Annotated in this window: 19 protein-coding genes; 9 read left to right on the top strand and 10 right to left on the bottom strand. The window is 72.4% G+C overall.

Going from position 1 to position 22,300, the window contains the following annotated elements:
• Positions 1-22: 22 nt before the first annotated feature.
• The 5 genes from AMY39116_RS0323465 to AMY39116_RS44775 form a co-directional block, all read right to left on the bottom strand.
• Positions 23-1,432: a DUF6350 family protein gene (locus tag AMY39116_RS0323465; protein ID WP_020420070.1), complete on the bottom strand. Its 1,410-nt coding sequence runs from the start codon at positions 1,430-1,432 to the stop codon at positions 23-25.
• 159 nt (positions 1,433-1,591) lie between these two features.
• Positions 1,592-2,296 (bottom strand): DUF5336 domain-containing protein, encoded by a 705-nt coding sequence (locus tag AMY39116_RS0323460; RefSeq protein WP_020420069.1) that lies wholly within the window; start codon positions 2,294-2,296, stop codon positions 1,592-1,594.
• Between the two features lie 201 nt (positions 2,297-2,497).
• Positions 2,498-3,388 carry a succinate--CoA ligase subunit alpha gene (gene sucD / locus AMY39116_RS0323455; protein ID WP_017986721.1) on the bottom strand — a complete coding sequence of 297 codons (891 nt, stop codon included), beginning with the start codon at positions 3,386-3,388 and terminating at the stop codon, positions 2,498-2,500.
• A 5-nt stretch (positions 3,389-3,393) separates the two neighbouring features.
• The gene (gene sucC / locus AMY39116_RS0323450; protein WP_020420068.1) at positions 3,394-4,563 is read right to left on the bottom strand and encodes an ADP-forming succinate--CoA ligase subunit beta; all 1,170 of its coding nucleotides are present in this window, start codon (positions 4,561-4,563) and stop codon (positions 3,394-3,396) included.
• A 155-nt stretch (positions 4,564-4,718) separates the two neighbouring features.
• A complete protein-coding gene (locus AMY39116_RS44775; protein ID WP_020420067.1) occupies positions 4,719-7,334 on the bottom strand; it encodes a hypothetical protein in 2,616 nt (871 codons plus the stop codon).
• Between the two features lie 535 nt (positions 7,335-7,869).
• Here AMY39116_RS44775 and AMY39116_RS0323440 point away from each other — a divergent pair.
• Entirely contained in the window at positions 7,870-8,625 is a 756-nt protein-coding gene (locus AMY39116_RS0323440; RefSeq protein ID WP_020420066.1) for a M23 family metallopeptidase, read from the top strand.
• Between the two features lie 19 nt (positions 8,626-8,644).
• On the opposite strand, the gene AMY39116_RS0323435 is transcribed toward AMY39116_RS0323440, so the two are convergent.
• Together AMY39116_RS0323435 and pcrA are read right to left on the bottom strand one after the other, a co-directional pair.
• A complete protein-coding gene (locus tag AMY39116_RS0323435) occupies positions 8,645-8,896 on the bottom strand; it encodes a hypothetical protein (RefSeq protein ID WP_020420065.1) in 252 nt (83 codons plus the stop codon).
• Between the two features lie 403 nt (positions 8,897-9,299).
• Positions 9,300-11,705, bottom strand: a complete 2,406-nt coding sequence (gene pcrA / locus AMY39116_RS0323430) for a DNA helicase PcrA (RefSeq protein ID WP_020420064.1) — start codon at positions 11,703-11,705, stop codon at positions 9,300-9,302.
• A 110-nt stretch (positions 11,706-11,815) separates the two neighbouring features.
• Here pcrA and AMY39116_RS0323425 point away from each other — a divergent pair, with 110 nt between their 5' ends.
• The 7 genes from AMY39116_RS0323425 to AMY39116_RS0323395 all read left to right on the top strand — a co-directional run bounded on the left by AMY39116_RS0323425 (position 11,816) and on the right by AMY39116_RS0323395 (position 18,222).
• Positions 11,816-12,202, top strand: a complete 387-nt coding sequence (locus AMY39116_RS0323425) for a DUF1707 domain-containing protein (protein ID WP_020420063.1) — start codon at positions 11,816-11,818, stop codon at positions 12,200-12,202.
• 168 nt (positions 12,203-12,370) lie between these two features.
• Entirely contained in the window at positions 12,371-12,676 is a 306-nt protein-coding gene (locus tag AMY39116_RS0323420; RefSeq protein ID WP_020420062.1) for a chorismate mutase, read from the top strand.
• Between the two features lie 64 nt (positions 12,677-12,740).
• Complete coding sequence (locus AMY39116_RS0323415; RefSeq protein ID WP_020420061.1) at positions 12,741-13,046, top strand: hypothetical protein; 306 nt, start codon at positions 12,741-12,743, stop codon at positions 13,044-13,046.
• A gap of 363 nt (positions 13,047-13,409) precedes the next feature.
• On the top strand, positions 13,410-14,465 hold the full coding sequence (locus tag AMY39116_RS0323410) for a hypothetical protein (protein ID WP_020420060.1): 1,056 nt from the start codon (positions 13,410-13,412) through the stop codon (positions 14,463-14,465).
• A 163-nt stretch (positions 14,466-14,628) separates the two neighbouring features.
• Positions 14,629-15,471, top strand: a complete 843-nt coding sequence (locus AMY39116_RS0323405) for a hypothetical protein (RefSeq protein ID WP_027936172.1) — start codon at positions 14,629-14,631, stop codon at positions 15,469-15,471.
• A 184-nt stretch (positions 15,472-15,655) separates the two neighbouring features.
• Positions 15,656-17,200 (top strand): serine/threonine-protein kinase, encoded by a 1,545-nt coding sequence (locus AMY39116_RS0323400; RefSeq protein ID WP_020420059.1) that lies wholly within the window; start codon positions 15,656-15,658, stop codon positions 17,198-17,200.
• An 80-nt stretch (positions 17,201-17,280) separates the two neighbouring features.
• Entirely contained in the window at positions 17,281-18,222 is a 942-nt protein-coding gene (locus AMY39116_RS0323395) for a serine/threonine-protein kinase (RefSeq protein ID WP_027936171.1), read from the top strand.
• A gap of 167 nt (positions 18,223-18,389) precedes the next feature.
• Here the strand turns inward: AMY39116_RS0323395 and AMY39116_RS0323390 are convergent, their stop codons facing one another.
• Positions 18,390-19,292 carry a LysR family transcriptional regulator gene (locus AMY39116_RS0323390; RefSeq protein WP_020420057.1) on the bottom strand — a complete coding sequence of 301 codons (903 nt, stop codon included), beginning with the start codon at positions 19,290-19,292 and terminating at the stop codon, positions 18,390-18,392.
• An 83-nt stretch (positions 19,293-19,375) separates the two neighbouring features.
• On the opposite strand from AMY39116_RS0323390, the gene AMY39116_RS43465 reads away from it, so the two are divergent.
• Positions 19,376-20,296: a DMT family transporter gene (locus AMY39116_RS43465; RefSeq protein WP_039791713.1), complete on the top strand. Its 921-nt coding sequence runs from the start codon at positions 19,376-19,378 to the stop codon at positions 20,294-20,296.
• On the opposite strand, the gene AMY39116_RS0323380 is transcribed toward AMY39116_RS43465, so the two are convergent.
• Together AMY39116_RS0323380 and AMY39116_RS0323375 are read right to left on the bottom strand one after the other, a co-directional pair.
• On the bottom strand, positions 20,254-20,928 hold the full coding sequence (locus tag AMY39116_RS0323380) for a response regulator transcription factor (protein WP_020420055.1): 675 nt from the start codon (positions 20,926-20,928) through the stop codon (positions 20,254-20,256). The two genes, AMY39116_RS43465 and AMY39116_RS0323380, sit on opposite strands and share 43 nt — an antisense overlap.
• Positions 20,925-22,274, bottom strand: a complete 1,350-nt coding sequence (locus tag AMY39116_RS0323375; RefSeq protein WP_020420054.1) for an ATP-binding protein — start codon at positions 22,272-22,274, stop codon at positions 20,925-20,927. Before AMY39116_RS0323375 ends, AMY39116_RS0323380 begins: the two co-directional genes overlap by 4 nt.
• Positions 22,275-22,300 lie beyond the last annotated feature (26 nt).

Below are 22,300 nucleotides of genomic sequence, written 5' to 3'. Positions count from 1 at the left end.
GCGGTGGTGGGAGACGGGCGGGCTAACTGGGCTCGTCGGGCTTCCCGTTGGTGGGCGGTCGCTCCTCGCTGTCGTCCGGCTCGTCCTCGGGCTCCTCTGCGGTGTCCTCTTCCGGGTCCTCCTCGGCAAGCTCCTCGGCGCTCTCTTCGGCCTCGGCCTCCAGCTCCTCGAGCTCGGCGTCGAGGTTCTCCAGCTCGGCCTCGATTTCGGGCTCCACCTGGGGTTCCTCCGGCTCGGGCGCCGGCTTGGGGCGCGCGTGCGGGCCGGCGAACCAGGCGATCAGACCGCCGGGCACCGCGATCCAGCCGAACGCGGCGACGGACACCAGCCCGACCGGGATGGTCACCGGGTCGAACGCCCCGCCGCCGAGCCTGCCGCCGGCGAGCGTGCCGAGCAACACACAACCGAACCCGACGAGCGCGCCCGCGATGCCGACGATCCGCAGCCGGGCGAGCGGGTTCTCGTCGGCCCGCCGCAGCGACCAGCCGAGCAACGCGCCGACCCCGGCCGGCAGCAGCATCAGGACCGGCCACCACGGCGCGGCGTGCTCGGGAACGCCGGCCAGCACCGGCAGCCCGGGCACCGGACCGCCGGTGAACGAGAACGCGCTCGCCGAGAACGACCCGATCGAGAAACCCGGACCGGTGACGAAGGCCAGGCCGCCGACCACGGCGTTGGGCAGGTACCCCAGCGACAGCAGCAGCATCCCGGCGCCGCTGCCGAACCCGGGGGCGTTCGCCGCGAACAGCTGGCGGATCGTGCCCGAGGCGAGGACCAGGCCGACGGTGTGCACGAGCGCGCCGACCGCGAGCAGCCCGGCCAGGCCCAGCGCGCCGGCACGCAGCCCGCGCACCGCGAGCGGGTCCAGGTAGTCGCGGACGGCTGCCGCGACACCGGACCGCGACGCCGCTCCGGCCGCGGCGGCGACACCCGCGAGGACCGCGGGCACGGCGAACGCGGACAACGGCTCGACGCGCACCCCGGCGCCGTCGTCGAACAACGCGATACCGAGGCCGGCGAGGGCGTGCGCACTGGTCACGGCGGCGATCAACGGCACGGTCGCACCCGGCTCGGCATAGCCGAGGCGTTGCGTGGCGGTCGCCGCCGACCGGGCGACCAGCGCCAGCGCGCCGATCGTCGCCAGCAGCGGCAGCACGCCCAGCGGGCGCCCGGCGATCTCCACGGGCACCTGGTAGGCGGCGAGCCAGCCCGGCCCGGCCGCGCGCAGCACACCGCCGATCGAGAACTCCCCCGCCGCGGCCATGGCCGTGACCAGCCCGAACAGAGCCGCGACCACGACGTACCCGGCGACGATGGGACCGAGGACCGCCGCGGCGAACACCCTCGCCCGGACGACCGGTGAGCGCTCGCCCCGGTCTCCCGGGTCCGTCACCCCTTTCCCGGATCGGCGGTACGAGGTGAGCACCTGCATGCCTCGCACCCTCGCACCAACACTGCTCCGGCCGGGTGAGCCACGCCGTTCCTCCCTCATGCGGGTTAAGCCACACAACGGTGGTGTCGAGCAAGACGCGGCGCGCGAAACGAAAAGCGCCCCTTCCCTGGCCGGGAAGGGGCGCTCCTGCGGAGAAGATCAACCCTGGGGGCTGCCACCGGGCGGGGTGCCGGGGTGCTGGCCCTGCTGGCCCTCGGGCTTGGCCGCCGGGTTGTAGAACTGGCCCTGCTGCGGGGCGTAGACCGTGGACTGCTGCTGCGGCGGCGTCACCGGCGGGCCGTACTGGGTGCCCGACGGGCCGCCCTTCTGCTCACCGGGGCCCTGGCCGAACTGACCCGGCTGTCCGTAGGGCTGGCCGTACTGCGGCTGCTGCGGCTGCGGCATCTTCAGCACACCCGCGTCGAACAGCAGCGCCGCGACCGCGACCAGCATCTGCAGGATGCCCAGGATCAGGATCACCGTGTAGATGCCCGGGGTCTCGGCCTGCTCCGGGATGTGCACGACCACCAGGATCGCGGTGAGCGCGCCGAGCACGCTGAACAGCACCGCGAACGGGAGCGTCCGCGGGCCCCTCGGCAGCACCGACAGGCCGGCCAGCAGACCGCCCACGAGCAGGAACAGGACCGGCTGGTCGGCGCCCTGCGCCTCCTCGGAGAAGCCGATGAAGTAGTTCACCAGGCCCAGCAGGGCGATGAACAGCGTCAGGATCATGCTCAGGTTCGCCGGCGACAGGCTCGGGCCCTGCTGCGGCGGGGGCTGCTGCTGGGGGAACCCGCCGGTCCCCGGGGGCTGGCCACCGCCGCCCTGCTGCGGGTATCCCGGTCCACCACTGGGGAACGTCATCGCGCTTGCTCTCCTGTCTTCGCCCGAACCGGGGTGCCGATATGTCCGGGAACGATGCAACACGTCCCGGGGTTCCCGGTCACCCCATCCGGCTATCCGACGTGCCGGGACGGCAAACGGTTGCGTCGAATTTCGGGGGCCGGGACGCACGCCGGCCGGGCACCGCGAACGGTGCCCGGCCGGCGTGTGGACCGCTACGGGTCAGTGCAGGTTCTCGTACAGCTCCCGAGCCAGCGCGGCGGTCTCGGACGGCGTCTTGCCGACCTTCACGCCCGCGGCCTCGAGGGCCTCCTTCTTCGCCTGCGCGGTGCCCGCGGAGCCGGACACGATCGCGCCCGCGTGCCCCATCGTCTTGCCCTCGGGCGCGGTGAAGCCCGCGACGTAGCCGACGACCGGCTTGGTCACGTTCTCCTTGATGTAGGCCGCGGCCCGCTCCTCGGCGTCGCCACCGATCTCGCCGATCATGACGATGACCTCGGTCTCCGGGTCGGCCTGGAAGGCCTCCAGAGCGTCGATGTGCGTGGTGCCGATGACCGGGTCGCCACCGATGCCCACGGCGGTGGAGAAGCCGATGTCACGCAGCTCGTACATCATCTGGTAGGTCAGCGTGCCCGACTTCGACACCAGCCCGATCTTGCCGGGGCCGGTGATGTTGGCCGGGATGATGCCGGCGTTCGACTTGCCCGGCGAGATGACGCCGGGGCAGTTCGGGCCGATGATGCGGGTCTTGTTGCCCTTGGCGACGGCGTGGGCCCAGAAGTAGGCCGAGTCGTGCACCGGGATGCCCTCGGTGATCACCACGGCGAGCGGGATCTCGGCGTCGATGGCCTCGATCACGGCGTCCTTGGCGAACTTCGGCGGCACGAAGATGACCGACACGTCGGCGCCGGTCTCCTTCATGGCCTCCTCGACCGTGCCGAACACGGTGAGGTCCTTGCCCGCGATGGTGACGGTCTGGCCTGCCTTGCGGGCGTTCACGCCGCCGACGATGTTCGAGCCGGCCTGCAGCATCTTGGTCGCGTGCTTGGTGCCCTCGGACCCGGTGATGCCCTGAACGATGATCTTGCTGCTGGAATCGAGGAAGATCGACATGTCTCTTACGCTCCTGCCGCGGCCAGCTCGGCAGCCTTGTCCGCTGCGTTGTCCATGGTGTCCACCTGCGTGACCAGCGGGTGGTTGGCCTCGTTGAGGATCCGGCGGCCTTCCTCGACGTTGTTGCCGTCGAGACGGACCACGAGCGGCTTGGTGGCCTCGTCGCCCAGGATCTTGAGGGCTTCGACGATGCCGGTCGCGACCGCGTCGCACGCGGTGATGCCACCGAAGACGTTGACGAACACCGACTTGACGGCCGGGTCGTTCAGGATGACGTCCAGGCCGGCGGCCATGACCTCGGCCGAGGCGCCGCCGCCGATGTCGAGGAAGTTGGCGGGCTTGACGCCGCCGTGCTTCTCACCGGCGTAGGCGACCACGTCCAGGGTGGACATGACCAGGCCCGCGCCGTTGCCGATGATGCCGACCTCGCCGTCGAGCTTGACGTAGTTGAGGTCCTTCGCCTTGGCCTTGGCCTCCAGCGGGTCCTCGGTCTGCTTGTCGACGAGCTCTTCCTGCTTCGGCTGCCGGAAGGCGGCGTTCTCGTCCAGGGTGACCTTGCCGTCGAGGGCGACGATCTTGTCCTGCGGGTCGCGGACCAGCGGGTTGACCTCGACCAGGGTGGCGTCCTCGGCCACGAAGGTCTCCCACAGCTTGACGACCACGTCGGCCGCCTGGTCGCGGATGGCCTCGGGGAAGTTGCCCTGGGTCAGGATCTCCAGCGCCTTGGCCTTGTCGACACCGGCGATCGCGTCGACCGGCACCTTGGCGAGCGCCTCGGGCCGCTCCACGGCCAGCTGCTCGATCTCCATGCCGCCCTCGGCGGACGCCATGGCCAGGAAGGTGCGGTTGGCGCGGTCCAGCAGGAAGGAGAAGTAGTACTCCTCCGCGATGTCGGACGCCTCGGTCACCAGCACGCGGTGCGTGATGTGGCCCTTGATGTCGAGGCCGAGGATGGCTTCGGCCTTCTCCTTGGCCTCGGCCGGGTCCTTGGCGAGCTTCACGCCACCGGCCTTGCCACGGCCACCGGTCTTCACCTGGGCCTTGACGACGACCTGTCCACCGATCTTCTCGGCGGCGGCCTGGGCTTCTTCCGGGGTGCTCGCTACGGCGCCGGGCAGTACCGGCACGCCGTGGGCGGCGAAGAGGTCCTTCGCCTGGTATTCGTAGAGGTCCACTACTCCAGTCTCCTGACGACACACACCGCCTGAGTCACCGGTCGTCTCGCGAGGGGCGATCCGCAGGCGGGTGCTTGTTGCAAACCATGCTGCCGGACGGAGACGACCCTAGCGACCTGGGCTTTGGCTCGGGGCGGCGCATCCGGTGAACTCGGTCACCGTATGGATCCAGAGCGTGGTTTCGGGGTGTGAATCGAGCCACGCGCGGCCAGAACGGCGGCGATGACCAGGGCGAGGGCGCAGCCCAGCGCGAGCCACCAGCCCAGCCCCGCGTGCGCTCCGGCGATCTCATCACCCACGAGTGGCAACTCCGCGGCACGCAGCCCGGCGACGCAGGCGGCACCGGCGAGCAGCGCCGCGGCACGGGCGGGACGGCACCGCGGGGCGAGGACGCACGCGCCGAGGACGGTGAGCAGCGCGACCAGCAGGCCCCACGAGGGGGTGCCGAAGCTCGACCAGAGCGCGGGTTCGACGTAGTCCGGCGCGAGGATCGAGGGCGTGCCGAAGGCGCCGATGGCGAGTATCCCCGCGGCGACCAGCGGGGTGAGCAGGTCCGCGCCGGGCAGGGCGGGTCCGTCGCCGAGCGCGGTGGCCGGGTCGGTGGTCTCGTCCCGTTCGACCATGCCCGCGACGACGGAGCAGCAGGCAGTGATGGCCGATCCGACGATGGCGAGCGCGGTCCACAGCACCCCGGGCCCCGGGGTGAGACCGGCGCCGAGTTCGGTGGCGGTGACGGCCATGGTCAAGACGGCGGTGCCCGCGAGCGGGACCGTGACCCAGGCGACCGAGAGCGCGGGCCGGGCGTAGGCCGCGGGGCCGGCGGTGAACATGACGAGGCCGAGCACGCCGACCAGCAGCCCCGCGACGAGCAGTGCGGAGCGGGAGGGGCTCTGCGGGCCGTTGAGGGTCTCGGTGATGACCACCTGGGGCGTGAGGGCGCCGGCGACGGCCGCGGCGGAGGTGAGCACGGCGAGGACGCCGGTGACGATCCGCAGGCGGCGGATGCCGGGCAGGGTGATCTCGCCCGCCTCGTCGTCCTGGGCGGCGTCCCGGGTGGCCGCGGTGGGCAGGAACGCGGCGGCGATCATCCCGGCGGCCCCGACGAGCACGAGGATCGGCCCCGCCGCGAGGCGCACGCCGGGCAGGCTGAGCCCGGAGACGAGGTTCGGCAAGCCGACAACGGCGGCGGTGACGCCGAGCCCGAGCAACCCACCCCGGGCGACGGCCGTGCCCGAGCCGGCGAGCAACACGGTGGCGACGGGCAGAGCGAAGGCGAGCAGCAGACTCCCGGCGAGCACGAGACCCGGGCTCTCGAACGCGCTATCGGCGGGCAGGAAGGCGTCGGTCGAGGTGAAGGGCGCCATCATGACCCCGACGCCCGCAACGACCGCGGCGAACATCCCGAAAACCAACCCCCCACGGCTCACTTCGGCCGCCTCGGGCCAGGTGCTCTCGGGAGCAGGGGTCTGGTCGGCGAGGTTGGCGGGGGTGGCGGCCCGGCCAGGGCCCGCGCCGGGGGTGCAGCCACTGCGGGCAGCAGCGGCTCGGCCAGGGCGGGCGCCAACGGCCGGACCAGAGGCGCGGCCGGAGGCAGGCGCCGAGTCGGAGTCGCCACCGGGCGCAGCGGTGGGGCCGGAGCCGGCGTCGGGGGCAGCGGTGGGGCCGGAGCCGCCGCCGGGGGCAGATGCCCGGTCCGAGCCGCCGCCGGAGGCCGCAGGCCGATCAGAGCTGCCGTCGGGGACAGAGGCCCGGTCCGAGCCGCCGCCGGAGGCCGCAGGCCGATCAGAGCTGCCGTCGGGGGCAGAGGCCCGGTCGGCGGCCTCGGCGCGGGTGGTGGCTCGGCCAGCCTCGTCGGCGCGCGTGGTGGCTCGGCCAGCCTCGTCGGCGCGGGCGGCGGCTTCGCCCGAGGTGGCGGCTTCGCCCGAGGTGGCGGCGTCGCTGGAGGTGGCGGGCCTGTCGGCGGCGGAGTCGTCTGTCGCTCCGTCGCCGATGGTGGCGGAATATTCGGTTCGCGAATTGCGAGCCGGAAGGGCGCCGGTCTTCTTGTCTGCGTTCCCGGTGCGCTCCCCCTCATCACCGGCGGACAGGTCATCACTTCCGCTGGCAGCTGCGCCACCGGCCGCATTCGCGGCGTTGCGGCCACGCGCCGCGGTGCCGCTGGGTGCGTCACCGCCGGTGGTCCGGGCGGTGCGGCCGGGATCGGTGCTGGGGCTGCTCGGGCCAGGGCCTCCGGCGGCGCGGGCGGCGGCAGCTTCGGCGGCGGCGGAGGCCCTCGGGGTCCACGGAGTGTCCGCCTTCGGCGCGGCGGCTCGTGTTGCCATCACCCCCGCGACCATCGCGGCCACGTGGCCCGCCAGCAGGAGCCACAGTCCGGGCGCGGTGCCGGGGTCGGCCAGCGAGTGCAGCCGGAACAGCTCCGGGCGCGCCGCGCGGACCGGGTCCGTCAGCAGGATCAGGTCGAGCACCAGCCGCCCGGGTGCGAGCGCCGCCACGGCGGCCAGCACTCCCGCCGCCGTCTGGTGGCGTCCCTTCAGCGCCAGCACCGCGACCACGGCCATCGGCGCGACAGCGAGCACCACCAGCAACGGCACGCTGTTGAACCCGCGCGCCACGCCGTTCACCACGGGCACGGCGGCACCCACGGCGAGCAGCACGGCCGAGACCGCACCCACCACGTAGGCCGCGACGGACGGGGACCGGCCCGCGGTGGTCGTGTCGGGGATGGCGTCGAGCTGCACGGCAGCCGCGCCGCCGGTGCTGTCAGTGTCCATGTGTTCTCACGTCGTCGAGGGTCGGAGGAGCGGTCGGGACGGCCGGCCTCGGCGTCCGAGAGCCGCGGGCGCACCGCAGCCTGTGCCTGACACCGGCGCCCGGCACCACCGCCTCACAGACGATCGCAGGCCCGCGCGGTCTCGCTACCGACACCGGCGCCGACGCTAGCAAGCCTCCGAGGTTGCCCCCGGAACGCCACGAACTAACAAACCGTGTCGCACGTCACACCAACGGCGGAATATCCCCTCTACCCAGTGTCATCGCTGCTGCTGGACAGCCGGCCCGCGCTCCACGTTCGGCCCAGACGGCGGCCGGTTCTTGCCGTCGACCACATCCCTTCGTTACTGTCCCCCGGTCCCCATCACGGTCAGGTCACGATGTGGGCGACGGGCAGCCAACCCCCGAACGGTTGCCCACCGGGATCCCCCGCCCGGCGCCCGCGGTCTGACCCCCCGAGCAACGGAAGGCCCTGACTTGGCTCGATACCGCTCCCCCGGCGGCCAAGCTCCTTCCCCGGAACTCGACGACGACGCTATGGACGGCGCCGTCGTCCGTGTCCGGGGCGCCCACCGGCTCCCTGCGCCTTCGTCGGCGCTGCGCGGCCGGGTCGTCGTCGCCGCGGTCGCGGCCGGCGCGTTCGCCGCTGCCGCCGCAGGACAGACCCTCCAGGCCGTGCAGACCTCCGACGCCGGTGTGACCCCGCTGGCCAACGCCGAGGACGCCAGCGCGTCGTTCGCCGTCGGTGGTGACGCCCCCACCGGCGCTCCCGAGATCCTTCCCGCGGCCAACTTCACGGACGCGTCGGCCGAGGTGCAGCGCCTCACCGACAGCGAGAACGTCACGATGGCCCGCCAGGCCCGGGACGCCGAAGCCGCCCGCGCCGCCGCCGAAGAGGCCGCCCGGCCGAAGACCTGCCTGCCCGCGAAGGGCACCTACACCTCCGGCTTCGGCGCCCGCTGGGGCACCAGCCACTACGGCATCGACATCGCCAACTCGATCGGCACCCCGATCTACGCCGCCTCCGACGGCACCGTGATCGAGGCCGGCCCGGCCAGTGGTTTCGGCCTGTGGGTGAAGATCCAGCTCGAGGACGGCACCGTGCAGGTGTACGGCCACATGAACAGCTACTCGGTGCGCGAGGGCCAGAAGGTCAAGTGCGGCCAGAAGATCGCCGAGATCGGCAACCGCGGCCAGAGCACCGGCCCGCACCTGCACTTCGAGGTGTGGCTGAACGGCACCAAGAAGGTCGACCCGCGCACGTGGCTCGCCGCCCGCGGCGTCTACCTCTGACGGCCCCTCCCTGGCTCGCTCACGGGGCGTCCGGCCGCACGAAATAGGCCACCGCGACCTGCCAGACCCCGCACAGCCGCCGCGAAGTACGGCGGCACAGCACGCACCGGCCGTCCGGCCCGCCGTGCCGCTCCAGCAGCGCCTGCCAGGCTCCGAGGACGACGAGGGCCTCCGCGGCGGGTAGTGCGCCGTCGCGAGCCGCACGCGCGACCATGCGCTCGACGCGTTCGAGGACGCCCGCCCGCACGTACGGGAACCACTGCCTGCCCACACCATGACCTCCCGAGGGTTCGAACTTTCGTTCGAGACAGTTGTATCGGAGGGGTCTGACAGTTTTGGCGCGGTCGGGCAGCGGGGGTCGACGTTCGCTCGAACGGGTTAATGGGGCGTGCTCACGCTTGAGTTGCGGGCAGCGGTAGGCGGGGTGCAAGGCAGCTGGCAGCGGTGGCGGCCGGGGGACGGCACGCGCCGCAGCGGCGGGGCTCATGCCATGGCGGCAGATACGGCGCAGGCGGCCAGCAGCCTCGGCGCGCGGCCAGACGGCGCGTGACGGTGAACAGGATCTACAGCGTGAATGGATGCCGCGGTCGGCGGCGGAAACGGCACCAGCGGGCGACCGCGGTGACGGCAGCGGTGGCGGCCGAGGAACGGCACGCCACCGCGGCCAGCAACACCTACAGCTTCACCATCGGCACGCTGCCGATCAGCATCAGCTTCACCTTGCCCGCACTGCCGAAATCGATCGTCGCCGTGGCGCGGGGGCCCTCGCCGGACGCCTCGACCACCGTGCCGAGTCCGTACTTGTCGTGGTTGACCCGGTCGCCCACCTCGAGCTTCAGCGCGACCGTGTTCTGCCAGCCCTTGAACGGCGTCGACCGCATGCCGCGGGCCGCGATGCCCGCCTGCGCGGAATCCTCGCCGAAGCGGGAGCGGCGGCCCCAGGTGGTCGCGGCGCGCGGAGAACCGAAGGACGACTCGGCGGCGGACGACGGCTCCTCGCGGCGCCAGTCGAGCAGCTCGGACGGCACCTCGTCGAAGAACCGGGACGCCGGGTTCGTCATCGGCTGCCCCCACGCCGACCGGGTGATCGCCCGGCTCAGGTACAGCCGCTGCCGCGCTCGCGTGATCGCCACGTACGCCAGCCGCCGCTCCTCTGCCAGCTCGGCGGGCTCGCCCAGCGCACGCAGGTGCGGGAACACCCCGTCCTCCCAGCCCGTGCAGAACACCACCGGGTACTCCAGCCCCTTGGCGGTGTGCACGGTCATCAGCGTGACCACGCCGGAGTCCTCTTCCTCGCCGTCGGAGTCCGGCGTCGGCACCGAGTCGGCGTCCGCGACCAGCGACACCCGCTCCAGGAACGCCGCCAGCGAGCCCGGCTCGGGCACCCCGTCGTCGTCCTCGGCGAGCGGCGCCATCTCGGCCGCCTGCTCCGCGAACTCGCGGGCGACCGTGACGAGCTCGGTCAGGTTGTCCACGCGCGAAGCGTCCTGCGGGTCGTCGGACTCCTCCAGCTCCGCCCGGTACCCGGTGCGCTCCAGCACCGCTTCGAGCACGTCCGCGACCTCCGCGCCGCTGTCGACCAGCTCGATCAGCCCGTCGAGCAGCTCGACGAACCCGGCGATCGCCTTGGCCGAGCGCGGGTTGAGCAGCGCGACCCGGCCCGCCGCGGCGTCGCGCAGCGCGGCCGCGAACGAGATCCGCTCGCGCTCGGCGTGGGTGGCCACGCACGCCTCGGCCCGGTCGCCGATGCCCCGCTTGGGCACGTTGAGGATGCGGCGCAGGCTGACCGTGTCCTCCGGGTTGGCCAGCACCCGCAGGTACGCCAGCGCGTCCCGGACCTCGCGGCGCTCGTAGAACCGGACGCCGCCGACCACCCGGTAGGGCAGGCCGAGCCGGATGAAGATCTCCTCGAACACCCGCGACTGGTTGTTGGTGCGGTAGAAGACCGCGACGTCGGAGTACTTCGCCTGGCCCTGGTCGACCAGGGCGTCGATCTCGCCCGCGACGAACGCCGCCTCGTCGTGCTCGTTGTCGGCGACGTACACGCCGATCTTCTCGCCGTCGCCGGAGTCGGTCCACAGCCGCTTGTCCCGGCGGTTCGGGTTGCGCGCGATGACCGCGTTGGCCGCGGACAGGATGGTCTGGGTGGAGCGGTAGTTCTGCTCCAGCAGGATCGTGCGTGCGTCCGGGAAGTCCCGCTCGAACTCCTCGATGTTGCGGATCGTGGCGCCGCGGAAGGCGTAGATCGACTGGTCGGCGTCACCGACGACGCACAGCTCCGCGGGCTCGACACCGGACTCGCTCGTCGACGTGCCGACCAGCTCCCGCACCAGCGTGTACTGGGCGTGGTTGGTGTCCTGGTACTCGTCGACCAGCACGTGCCGGAACCGGCGGCGGTAGTGCTCGGCCACGTCCGGGAAGGCCTGGAACAGCTCGACGGTGCGCATGATCAGGTCGTCGAAGTCGAACGCGTTGGCCAGCCGCAGCCGCCGCTGGTACTCGGCGTAGACCTCGGCGACACGGCGCTCCAGGTCGTTGGACGCCTTCGCCGCGGCGTCCTCCGGGTCGGTCAGCTCGTTCTTGTGGTTGGAGATGTGCACGGCCAGCGCGCGGGCCGGGTAGCGCTTGGGGTCGATGTCCAGGTCGCGCGCCACGAGCGTGACCAGCCGTCGCGTGTCGTCGGCGTCGTAGATCGAGAAGTTCGACGACATGTCCAGCGTCTTGGCCTCACGGCGCAGCAACCGCACGCACATCGAGTGGAACGTGGAGACCCACATCGCGTTGGCCCGCCTGCCGACGAGGTCGCTGACGCGCTCGCGCATCTCGGCCGCGGCCTTGTTGGTGAACGTGATCGCCATGATCTCGCCCGGGTGCACGCCGCGTTCGGCCAGCAGGTAGGCGATCCGGCGGGTCAGCACCCGGGTCTTGCCCGACCCGGCGCCCGCGACGACCAGCAGCGGCGCGCCCGCGTGCGTGACCGCCTCCCGCTGCGCGGGATTGAGGTCGGCGAGCAGGTCGGCGTGGCGGCCCGGCGCTGGGCGCGCGGGCGGCTCGGCGGGGAGGTCGAACAGGGTGCTCATCGGTTCTCCACGCTACTCGGGGGCACTGACGGTTTACCGCGCCGGACGTACCGCCAGGTGTCGTCGGCGGACGGACGCGCGCCCGCTCGCCGCGGCGGAGGATCGACGGCATGGACGCACCATCGAACCGGATCCGCGCCGGAGACCAGGACCGGGAGCGCGTGGCGACCCGGCTGCAGGAAGCGAGCGGCGAGGGCAGGCTGACCCTAGGCGAAGCCGAAGATCGCCTCGCCGCCGCCTACGCCGCGACCTACGTCGACGAACTGTCCGCGCTCACGCGGGACCTACCGGAACCAACGCCGCCGCGCCCCTCGCGCTTCCCCGTGCCCCTGCGGGTGCACGCCGCGGTGGCGGCCGTGCTGTCCGCGCTGCTCGTCACGCGGTTCGCGGTGTCGGACGCGGAGTTCTTCTGGCCGGCGTTCCCGATGTTCTGGCTCGGCGTGAGCCTGGTCGCACACGCGGCCGTCCGCGCCCGGGGGCGAGTTGTGCCATACTGATCTCGTGCAGCACCACGCGTACCGATTTTTCTACGGGATCCGGACTCCGGCTCCCGTGATCGCGTAGGTGCCCACACCACACCGTCACCACAAGCCCCGGAGTCCGCGGACCCGGGGCTTTCGTCGGCTTCGGGGCCGTGCGGGTCCGGGAACCGACCGGAGGGCCCGATGAACGCACAGACGAACGAGAAAGCCACCCCGCCGGAGACTTCCGGCGAACCCGTCGCCACGGCCGAGGAGATCGCCGAGCTGCGCAAGGAGATCGACTGGCTCGACTCCGAGATCCTGCGGCTCGTCAAGCGCCGGGTCGAGGTCTCCCAGACGATCGGCGCCGCGCGGATGGCCGCGGGCGGCACCCGCATCGTCTACAACCGCGAGATGGACGTGCTCGCCCGCTACCGCGAACTCGGCCCGGACGGCCGCCAGCTCGCGATGGCGTTGCTGAACCTGGGGCGCGGTCGGCTCGGCCGCTGAAAATCGTCCGATTTCCGGGGCTTCCCGGAGGTCCGGTGGCTCGGCGGACGGGCACACTGGAGACATGATTAACGTCATCGCGGTCATCATCGCGATCGCCAGTGTGCTCGCCTCGCTAGCCCATGTGGGTTACCTGGCGCTGCTGAACAACGCGGCGAACAAGCGGGCCGGCGGCGCGCCGGTCGCGCAGTACGTCCGCAGCCGGTGGGCGCTCGCCGGGGGAACCTCCGCCGCGGCGCTCCTCGCGTGGCTGTTCACGTCGGGTGGCACCGGGATGGACATCCTCGCGATCATCGTCGCCGCGGGCAGCGGCGCGGTCGCGACCAAGGCCCTCCAGTCGACCCAGGCGCGCTACCGAAGCGGTGGGTGACCGGAGCGCCGACGCCCCAACAGAGTGAACTTGCGGGCTCACGCTTTGACGACCGGCGCGGGCTCTTACTCTTTAGGGCGTGGGATGCCCCAGATTCGGCTCCGCGCGCCCGGCGACAGGCCGTGCGCGTGCAGACGAACGTGCACCCGCACATGCACGGCCTGCTCCATTCGGTCGAATCGGCCTCTTTCCGGCGTCAGACGACGCAGAGGGCGGTGTCCACACGGCATGACACGCGGGGCCGATTTCACGGAAAGCTCTCGTTCCCGGACCGGCCGGCACCGCCGTGGTGCCGGAACCTGGACCCCGGTCGTCCCGGCGCACCCGCCGGCCGCCCGGCGGGCTCCGGAGCCGGTCCGGCCGATGCCGGTGCACCCGCGAAGCTCCGAGCCGTTCGACGCCCCCGCCCGCGGCTCGCTGCCGCTGACCGAACGCACCTCCACCACCGACGTCTTCCCGGCCGCGCACGGTGAGCTCCCCCTGCCCGAGCCGCCTGCCCCGCCCGAGCAGCCCGCGCCGCCTGCCGCGAAACCGGGACAGCGCCCCCAGCGGACCAAGGTCAAGCTGACCCCGCCGCGCCGCCGCGAGGCCGAGGACACCGACGTGCGCGTGTACGAGGCGGCCCCGGTGACCGGCCTCGGCTCCTTCGACCTCGGCAACGTGCCCGCGTCGGTCACCCCGCCGCGGAGCTGGCGCAAGGCCGCCTGGTTCGCCACCGCCTCGTCGGGCGGCGTCGTCGTCGCGCTGATGTTCGCCGGCTCTGCGTTCGTCGCGAAACCGGCGCCGGACCAGGCCGGCGGCGCGTGGGTGCCCGGCCTCGGCGGCGGGGTGCCCACCCTCTCCGGCGAGCAGATCGCCCCGCCCAGCTCCGGCGGCGACGAGAGCGGCACCTCCAGCACGTCCCGCGACGACATAAGGGACACCGGCGCGACCAGCGCCCGGCCGACCGAGAGCGCGGGCGTGCGCGCGCCCGCGGGATCGAGCACGGTCCGCGACACCTCGGCGACCGGCGGGCCGGCGAGCGGCACGACCACCGCGACGCCGACCACCAGCAGCGTCCCGCCCAAGCCGGCGCCATCCCCCGCGCCCTACGAGGCGGACCCGTACCGGTTCGCCGCGTACGCGGACGAGGACCCGAAGACACTGGCCAGCAACTCGCAGACCTACCTCGACACCGTCACCGAGAACCCCGAGGCCGCCGCGAGCCTGACCGACGGCGAGCTGAAGCAGGAAGGCCCGCAGGGGCTGGAGCGCAAGTACGCCGAGGTGGCGTACTTCCAGGTCAAGCACATCCGCGTGCACCAGTACGACGGCAAGACGGTGTGCACCGTGCAGACCGTCTACAAGGACGGCCGCGAGGTCACCGAGGAGCGCACGCTGGAGTTCTCCGGCGACAAAATCACCAACGACGGTGCCTGACCACCGCACTGCTCCAGGTGGGTGACGGTGACTGCCGTTCGTCGTTCCCCGGTGCCCCTCCACCGATCGGGTGTGGCAGGTAACGCGGTACGGGGGTTCGCTGATTAACAGCTAGACAGCCCCGGCCAGTCCCCCCGAGACGGAAGATCCAGACGACAGGTCCATGAGAGTCGCACACGAACGGCGTCGCGCCACCCGCACGCCGGACGCACTCCGCGTCGAGGAGCTGATCTCCCCCGAGATCCTCGACAACGAGATGGTCGACCGCGAGTACCTCACACAGGTGTTCCGCGAGCCGCGGAAGTACCTGCCGCCGCCGCGCGTCCGGACCAGGACCGAGCCGCAGCGGGAGCCGGAGAGCCGGGGCGCGAAGCTCGCCAAGCTCACCGGGCTCACCATGGCGGGCACGCTGCTCGTGGGCGCGGTCGTTGCGTCGTCGGTGCTCAGCCGCGGCCGGGACCAGTCGGCAGCGCCGGTCAGCCCCGCCCCGCCGCAGATCACCGGGGCGGCCGCGCTCGGCGGGTTCGCCGCGGGCGGCGCGCCGGGCGGCAAGCAGGGCAGCAACACCGTGGGTCACGCCGAGGCGACCAGCACCCCGCTCACCCAGGTGCCGGTGGCCCAGACCCAGCCCGCGGAGACCGGGGCGCCCGTCGCGCCCGAGGGCTCCGCGACCACGACGACGACCGCCCCCGTGCTGACCGACGCGGAGAAGCTGGCGGTGGTCAACGAGTTCTACCGGCGGGTCGATTCCGCACCGGAGAAGGCGCTGGACCTGCTCAGCCCGGCGCTGGCCGGTGAAGAGGCCGGCGACCTGGTGCGGGCGTGGAGCACCATGCGCCAGGTCGAGGTGGTGGAGACGCGCGTGCAGCCGGACGGGTCCGTGCTCGCCGTGGTGCTGATGCGCCGCGACGACGGCACCCGGCTGCGCGTCACCCAGCAACTGGGGCTCGACGAGGCCGGACGCAGCATCTCGGAAGCGGTCCTGCTGGCCGCCGAGGAGCTGTAGCGGACGTCATACCAGGCACGGTCCGGGCCGCCCCAGACAGTGCCGGATGCATGCGCGCAGAGTGAGCACCCTAGCCTTGATTGACGGATCTGGCCCAACCCCCGGCCCACGGGCCGAGCTACGTGCATAGGCTTCCAGGCGTGCGGCACTGTCGCGCCCTGAAACAGCCCCCGAAGGAGGTCGCGTGAGCGACGAGGGTCGCCTGGTCGCCGGCCGGTACCGGATCGAGCGGCGAATCGGCAGCGGCGCCATGGGTGCCGTGTGGCAGGCGCACGACGACGTACTCGGCCGCTCGGTCGCGATCAAGCAGTTGCTTCTGCAACCGGGGCTGGACCAGCACGAGGCCGAGGACGCCAAGCAGCGCACGATGCGTGAGGGCCGCATCGCCGCCCGCCTGCACCACCCGAACGCGATCTCCGTCTTCGACGTCGTCACCGACGACAACGGCCACCCGTGCCTGGTGATGGAGTACCTGCCGTCGACGAGCCTCGCCGAGCTGCTGCGCGACCGGAAGACGCTGCCGCCGCGCGAGGTCGCGCGCATCGGCGCCCAGATCGCGGCCGCGCTCAAGGAGGCGCACGCGGTCGGGATCGTGCACCGGGACATCAAGCCGGGCAACATCCTGCTCGCCGACAACGGCGTGGTGAAGATCACGGACTTCGGCATCTCGCGTGCGAAGGACGACGTGACGGTCACCAAGACCGGCATGATCGCGGGCACCCCGGCCTACCTGGCGCCGGAGGTCGCGATCGGTGGCGACCCGGGCCCGGAGGCGGACGTCTTCTCGCTGGGCTCCACGCTGTACGCCGCGTGCGAGGGCCAGCCGCCGTTCGGTCTGAGCGAGAACACCCTGAGCCTGCTGCACGCGGTCGCCGCGGGGCAGATCAACCCGCCGCGGCAGTCCGGTCCGCTCGCCAGCGTGCTGGCCGTGCTGCTGCACCCGGAGGTCCAGCACCGCCCGACCGCCGCGGAGGCCGAGGAGCTGCTCGCGGCCGTGGCGCGCGGTGAGACGCCGCTGGGCGGTCCGGACGACGAGACGCGGTTCTCGCCCTCCGGCGGAGCGCTCGCCGGTGGCGCGCTCGCGGCTGGAGCGCTGGGCGCGGCGGCCGGAGCCGGCGCCACGCGGGCTTTCCGCGGTGACGAGCTCGGCGCGCACTCCGGCACGCTGGCCGGCGGCGCGAGCGACCAGTTCTACGACGAGTACGACGACTACTCGGACGACCCGTACGCCGCCACCGCCGCGTACCCGACGGACGACTACGACCGCCAGGGCGCGACGCGCGCGGTGCCTGCGGGCTACGACGGCTACGACGACGAGCCCCGGGCCGCCGCGGCGGACGACGAGGACGAGAAGCGGGGCAAGTGGAAGGTGCCCGCCGCGATCGGCGCCGTCGTGGTGGCCGGTCTCGTGGCGCTCGGCATCTGGCTGTTCACGCCGGCGAACAACAACACCACGAACACCACCGAGACCAGCCCGCCGGTGGTGCCGCCGCTGGTGACCAGCTCGTCGGTGGAGACGACGGAGAGCTCGACGCCGACCGCGACGCGCTCGAGCCAGGCCAACGAGCCGACGAAGTCCTCCCCTTCGCGGCGCAGCTCCGCCGAGGAGACTTCGACGCCGCGGACCAGCTCGCCCACCAAGTCCAGCCCGCCGAAGACGAGCTCGTCGGAGCCGTCGACGTCGAACACGGCAACCAACACCTCGACTTCGCCTGCCGGGAACGGCTGAGTCGACTGCCGGAAACGTTCAGGATCGGTCAGTAGGGTGGTGGGTGACTATCCGACAGGCCGGGACGACGAGAGGGTGTAGTGGGTACTGAGGGCGCACTCGTCGGCGGCCGGTACCGATTGGACCAACCGATCGGTCGTGGCCGCGCCGGAATCGTGTGGCTGGCGTACGACACGCAGCTGAACCGCACGGTGGCCGCCAAGAAGATGTCGGTCGCGCCGGGGCACAGCGAGCAGTCCGTCGCCGCCGCGCTGGAAGAGGGCCGCGCCGCGATGCGGATCCAGCACGCCTGCGCGATCGGCGTCTACGACGTGCTCCGCGACGGGCCGGATCCGTGGGTGGTCATGGAGTACGTGCCCTCCCGCAACATGGCGGACTTCCTGAGCGAGTACGGGACGCTCACGCCCGACCAGACCGCGTTCCTGGGCATCCAGCTCGCGTCCGCGCTGGCCGCGGCGCACCGGGCCGGTGTGGTGCACCGCGGGCTGGAGCCGGGCAACGTGCTGCTCGCGGACGACGGTGGCGTCAAGGTCACCGACATCGGGTTCACCGGCGCCGGTTTCAACCCCGCCTACCGGGCCCCGGAACTCTCGCGGGGCGCGACCGCCGCGCCGGCCACCGACGCGTTCTCGCTCGGCGCCACCCTCTACACGGCTGTCGAAGGCGTGCCGCCCTACGGCGACCACGGCGGCGGGCCGCTGCGGCAACCGGAGAAAGCCGGTGTGCTCGCGCCCGCGCTGATGAAGCTCCTGCGCGAGGACCCGCTGAGCCGCCCCACGCTCGGCGACAGCATCACCTCGTTCCAGGCGATCACGCAGGGACGGCAGACCGCGTTCATCCCGCCCACCGCGCCCGCGCTGCCGACCGTGCCCGCGTTCCGGCCGCCGTCGCCGCCGCCTCCGCCGAAGGAGCCGTTGGTGCGGATCTCACCGGTCCGGGCGCGGCAGTTGATCCTCGCGACGATGGCTGTGCTGGTCGCGGCGGCTATTGGGATCGGGGTTACGCAGCTTCTTTTTCTCTGAGCGGGCGCTACGCGGGTTTCTCGAGCGCCGGGCTTCGCTTCGCTACGCCCGGATCTTGGTGCCCTCCCGAACCCGATCTTTCAGTGTTTGGCTGGGGATCGGGTTGCGGGAGGGGGCTGGCTCGTGGGTGGGTGGCTTTCGTTGCCGGGTCGCCGTGGTGTGTGGTGTTATGCGGCGACGTCGTTCTTGATGTCCTTGAGGACCTCCAGCAGGTGGCGGACCGCGGGCTGGTCGCGTGACCGGGTGGCCACGGCAGCGTGGATCGGGCGGATCGGTTCCGGGTTGCGGATCCGGCGGATCACCGCGCCGGGCTGGGGTGCGCCCAGGCCCAGCACCGGCACCAGGCTGATGCCGAGACCGGCCGCGACGAAGCCCTGCGCCGTGGCGTAGTCCTCGCACTCCATCACGAAGTTCGGCACGAAACCGGCGGCCCCGCAGGCGGCCATGAGCACGTCCCGGCAGGGGCCGGGCACGCCCTCGTTGCTGATCCACGGCTCGTCGGCCAGGTCGCCCAGGTCCACGACCCGCTTGCGGGCCAGCGGGTGGCTCTTCGGCAGCGCCACGCGGTACGGGTCGTCGAACAGGTGGCACAGCTCGACACCCGGCTTCGAGTACGAGCCGGAGAACACCACGATCGCCACGTCGGCGTCCCCGTTTTCCACCTGCGGCAGCGCCTCACCAGGCTCCAGCAGCCGCAGGTCCAGCTGCACGCCGGGGTAGTCGCGGCGGATGGCCGCCACCGCGGGCGGCACCAGCGACGCGCCTGCCGTCGCGAAATAGCGGATCGCCAGGCGGCCCGTGCGGCCCGCCTTCAGGTCGGCCAGCTCGGACTCGGCCTTGGACAACTGCGCGAACACGACCTCGGCGTGCTGCGACAACAACGCGCCCGCGGGCGTGGGCCGCACCCCGCGGCCGACCCGCTCCAGCAGCGCCGTGCCGGTCTCACGCTCCAAAGTGGACAACTGCTGGCTGATCGCGGACGGGGTGTAGCCGAGGTTCCGCGCGGCCGCGCTGATCGACCCGCTGGACACCACAGCCCGCAGCACCTGCAACCGGCGGACGTCGAGCATGCCCCGAGAATACAGTTCTGCTAACAGCAGCGTGTAGGGATTTTCGCTTGTCCTTACAGATCACCGGCGCGATCGTGAAGGCCGTGGCCGAAACGAAAACCTTGCTGCGCCTGGCCGCGCTGGCACTCATGTGGGGATCGAGCTTCCTGTGGATCAAGATCGGGCTGCAGGCGTTCACGCCGGTCCAGATCGTGCTCATCCGCACCGTCCTGGGCAGCGCCGTCCTCATCGGGCTCTGCTACGCCGCCCGCGACCGCCTGCCTGCCGGACGGCGGATCTGGAAGCACCTGCTCGTCGCCGCCCTGTTCCACAACGCGCTGCCGTTCCTGCTGTTCGCGATCGGCGAGCAGACGGTCAGCTCGGGCGTCACCGGCGTGCTGAACGCGACCACCCCGCTGTGGACGCTGCTCATGGCCGTGCTGATGGGCGTCGAGCGGCGGCTCGACCCGCCGAAGCTCGCCGGGCTGTTCGCCGGGCTCGCCGGCACCGTGCTGATCTTCGCGCCGTGGCAGGAATCCAGCCTGCTCAGCTGGGGTGCGCTGGCCTGCGTCGCCGCCGCGGTGAGCTACGGGTTCGTCTTCGTCTACGAGGGCAAGCACCTGTCCGGCACCGGCTCGTCGCCGGTTGCGCTGGCGGGCGCGCAGATGACCGCGGCGACCGGGTTCACGCTGCTCGCGATGCCCGCCGGTGGCACCACGCCGGTGCACCTGTCCGCGGGTCCGGTGATCGCCGTGGTGATCCTCGGGGTGTTCTCCACCGGCGTCGCGTTCGCGCTGAGCTATCGCCTACTGGCGACCGAAGGCGCGGTCGCCGCATCCACCGTCGGCTACCTGATGCCCGTCGTGTCACTGGCGCTCGGCGCGGTCTTCCTCGGCGAGGACCTCAACCCGCGGATCCTCGCCGGAGTCGCCGTCGTGCTCGCCGGAGTCGCCCTGACCCGCGTGCGGCGCCGGGTGCTGGTTCAGACCAGCCTGCGGTCCGAGGCCCAGCGCGACAGCTCGTAGCGGTTGGACAGCTGGGTCTTGCGCAGGACGCTGGACACATGGGTCTCGACCGTCTTCACCGAGATGAACAGCTCCGACGCGATCTCCTTGTAGGCATAACCCCGCGCGAGCAGGCGCAGCACGTCCCGCTCGCGCGGGGTCAGCAGGTCCAGCTCGGGGTCGCTGATCGGCGCCGAGCCCGGGCGGTCGGCGAACGCGTCCAGCACGAACCCGGCCAGCCGCGGCGAGAACACCGCGTCGCCCTCGGCGACCCGCGCGATGGCCCGCACCAGCTCCTTGGACGAGATGGTCTTGGTGACGTACCCGCGGGCGCCGGCGCGGATGACGGCGATGACGTCCTCGGCCGCGTCGGACACCGACAGCGCCAGGAACACGACGTCCGGCAGGTCGGTGCGGACCCGGCGGAGCACCTCGGCGCCACCACCGTCCGGCATGTGCACGTCGAGCAGCACGACCTGCGGCTTCGTCCGGGCGATGCCGGCGACCGCCTCGGCGACCGAACCCGCCTCGCCGACCACCCGCACCTCGTCGGTGATCGAGTCCAGTTCCGTGCGCACCCCGGCCCGGAACAACGCGTGGTCATCGACCAGGAACACGCTGATCGGGGCCTTCGGCTGCGGTGTCTCGCTCAACGCGTCCCTCCAGAATCGGCTTTCACCGGCATCTCCAGCTGCACTTCGGTCCCATCCCCCGGCGCCGTGCGCAGCCGTACCGTGCCGCCGTTGCGCTCCATCCTCCCCCGGATCGAGTCGGCGAGGCCATGCCGGTCCTCCGACACGGTCTCCGGGTCGAAGCCCTTGCCCCGGTCCCGCACGAACACGGTGACCGCCGTGGGCTCGACCTCGGCGTAGACGCTCACCTCGTCGACCCCCGCGTGCTTGGCCGCGTTGACCATCGCCTCGCGGGCCGCCAAGACCAGCGCGGTGAGCCGGTCGTCCAGCTGCGCCTCGCCCACCACGACCTGCGACACCGAGATCGCGAAGGTGTCCTCGACCTCGCCGCAAGCGTTTGCGATCGCCTGGGAGAACGCCACCGAGCGGTCCTCGCCCTTCTTCTCCGGCGTCCCGTAACCGGACGGGCCGTAGAGCCAGCCGCGCAGCTCGCGTTCCTGGCTGCGGGCCAGCCGCGCGACCTCCTTGGGCGACTCCGACTGCTTCTGGATCAGCGCCAGGGTCTGCAGCACCGAGTCGTGCAGGTGCGCGGCGATCTCCGCGCGCTCCTCGGTGCGGATGCGGGCCCGGCGCTCCTCCCCCAGGTCGCGGCCCATCCGCAGCCAGAACGGCACGGTCAGCACCGCCACCCCGACCAGCGTCGCGAGCACCGCGAGCAGCGCGAACTGCACCTGGTCGAGCGACCCGCTGCGCAGCACGACGACCCCGATGCCGGTGATCACCAGCGCGACACCGGCGAGGATCCGGATCGCGGCCGACCACCCGCCGCCGCCGAGCACCATGCCCGCGACGCCGGACCGCGCGCCGTCCCGCCAGCGGCGGCGCTGCGACTCGTCGGCCTCCCGCCACACGACCGCGGCGCCGACCAGGGCCAGCGCCAGCGGCACCGCGACCCACCCGTTGATCGCGCCGGTGATCGCCCCGCCCGCGACCAGCAGCCCGACGCCCAGGATGAGCAGACCGATGGCCTGCTGCTTCTCCCGCGGCGTGGCCGGCGTCTCGGTCTCCTCGCGGCGCCGCTGCGGCACGAACACCCACAGCAGCCCGTAGGCCACCAGCCCGGCCCCGCCGAACGCGGCCAGGATGGCGAACGTGGCGCGCACCCACAGCACCTTGATGCCGAGGTGGTCGGCCAGGCCCGAGGCGACACCCGCCACGACCCGGCTCGACCGGCGCCGATACATCTTGGGCCGCTCGTCGACCTCCGCCAGCGCGCTCCCGGCGGCAGGCACGACCGCTCCCTCGCCCGGTGGGCGCGGGAGCGGCATGCCGGTCTCGGTGCGCGGCTTCTCCTGCACGTGATCCATGGTTCTGCCATGGTCACACGGCCGCA

Source organism: Amycolatopsis sp. ATCC 39116 (assembly GCF_000231075.2).
GTDB lineage: Bacteria > Actinomycetota > Actinomycetes > Mycobacteriales > Pseudonocardiaceae > Amycolatopsis_E > Amycolatopsis_E tucumanensis.
The sequence above is the reverse complement of the archived record's forward strand: the minus strand, read 5'-3'. Positions and strand labels throughout refer to the sequence as shown.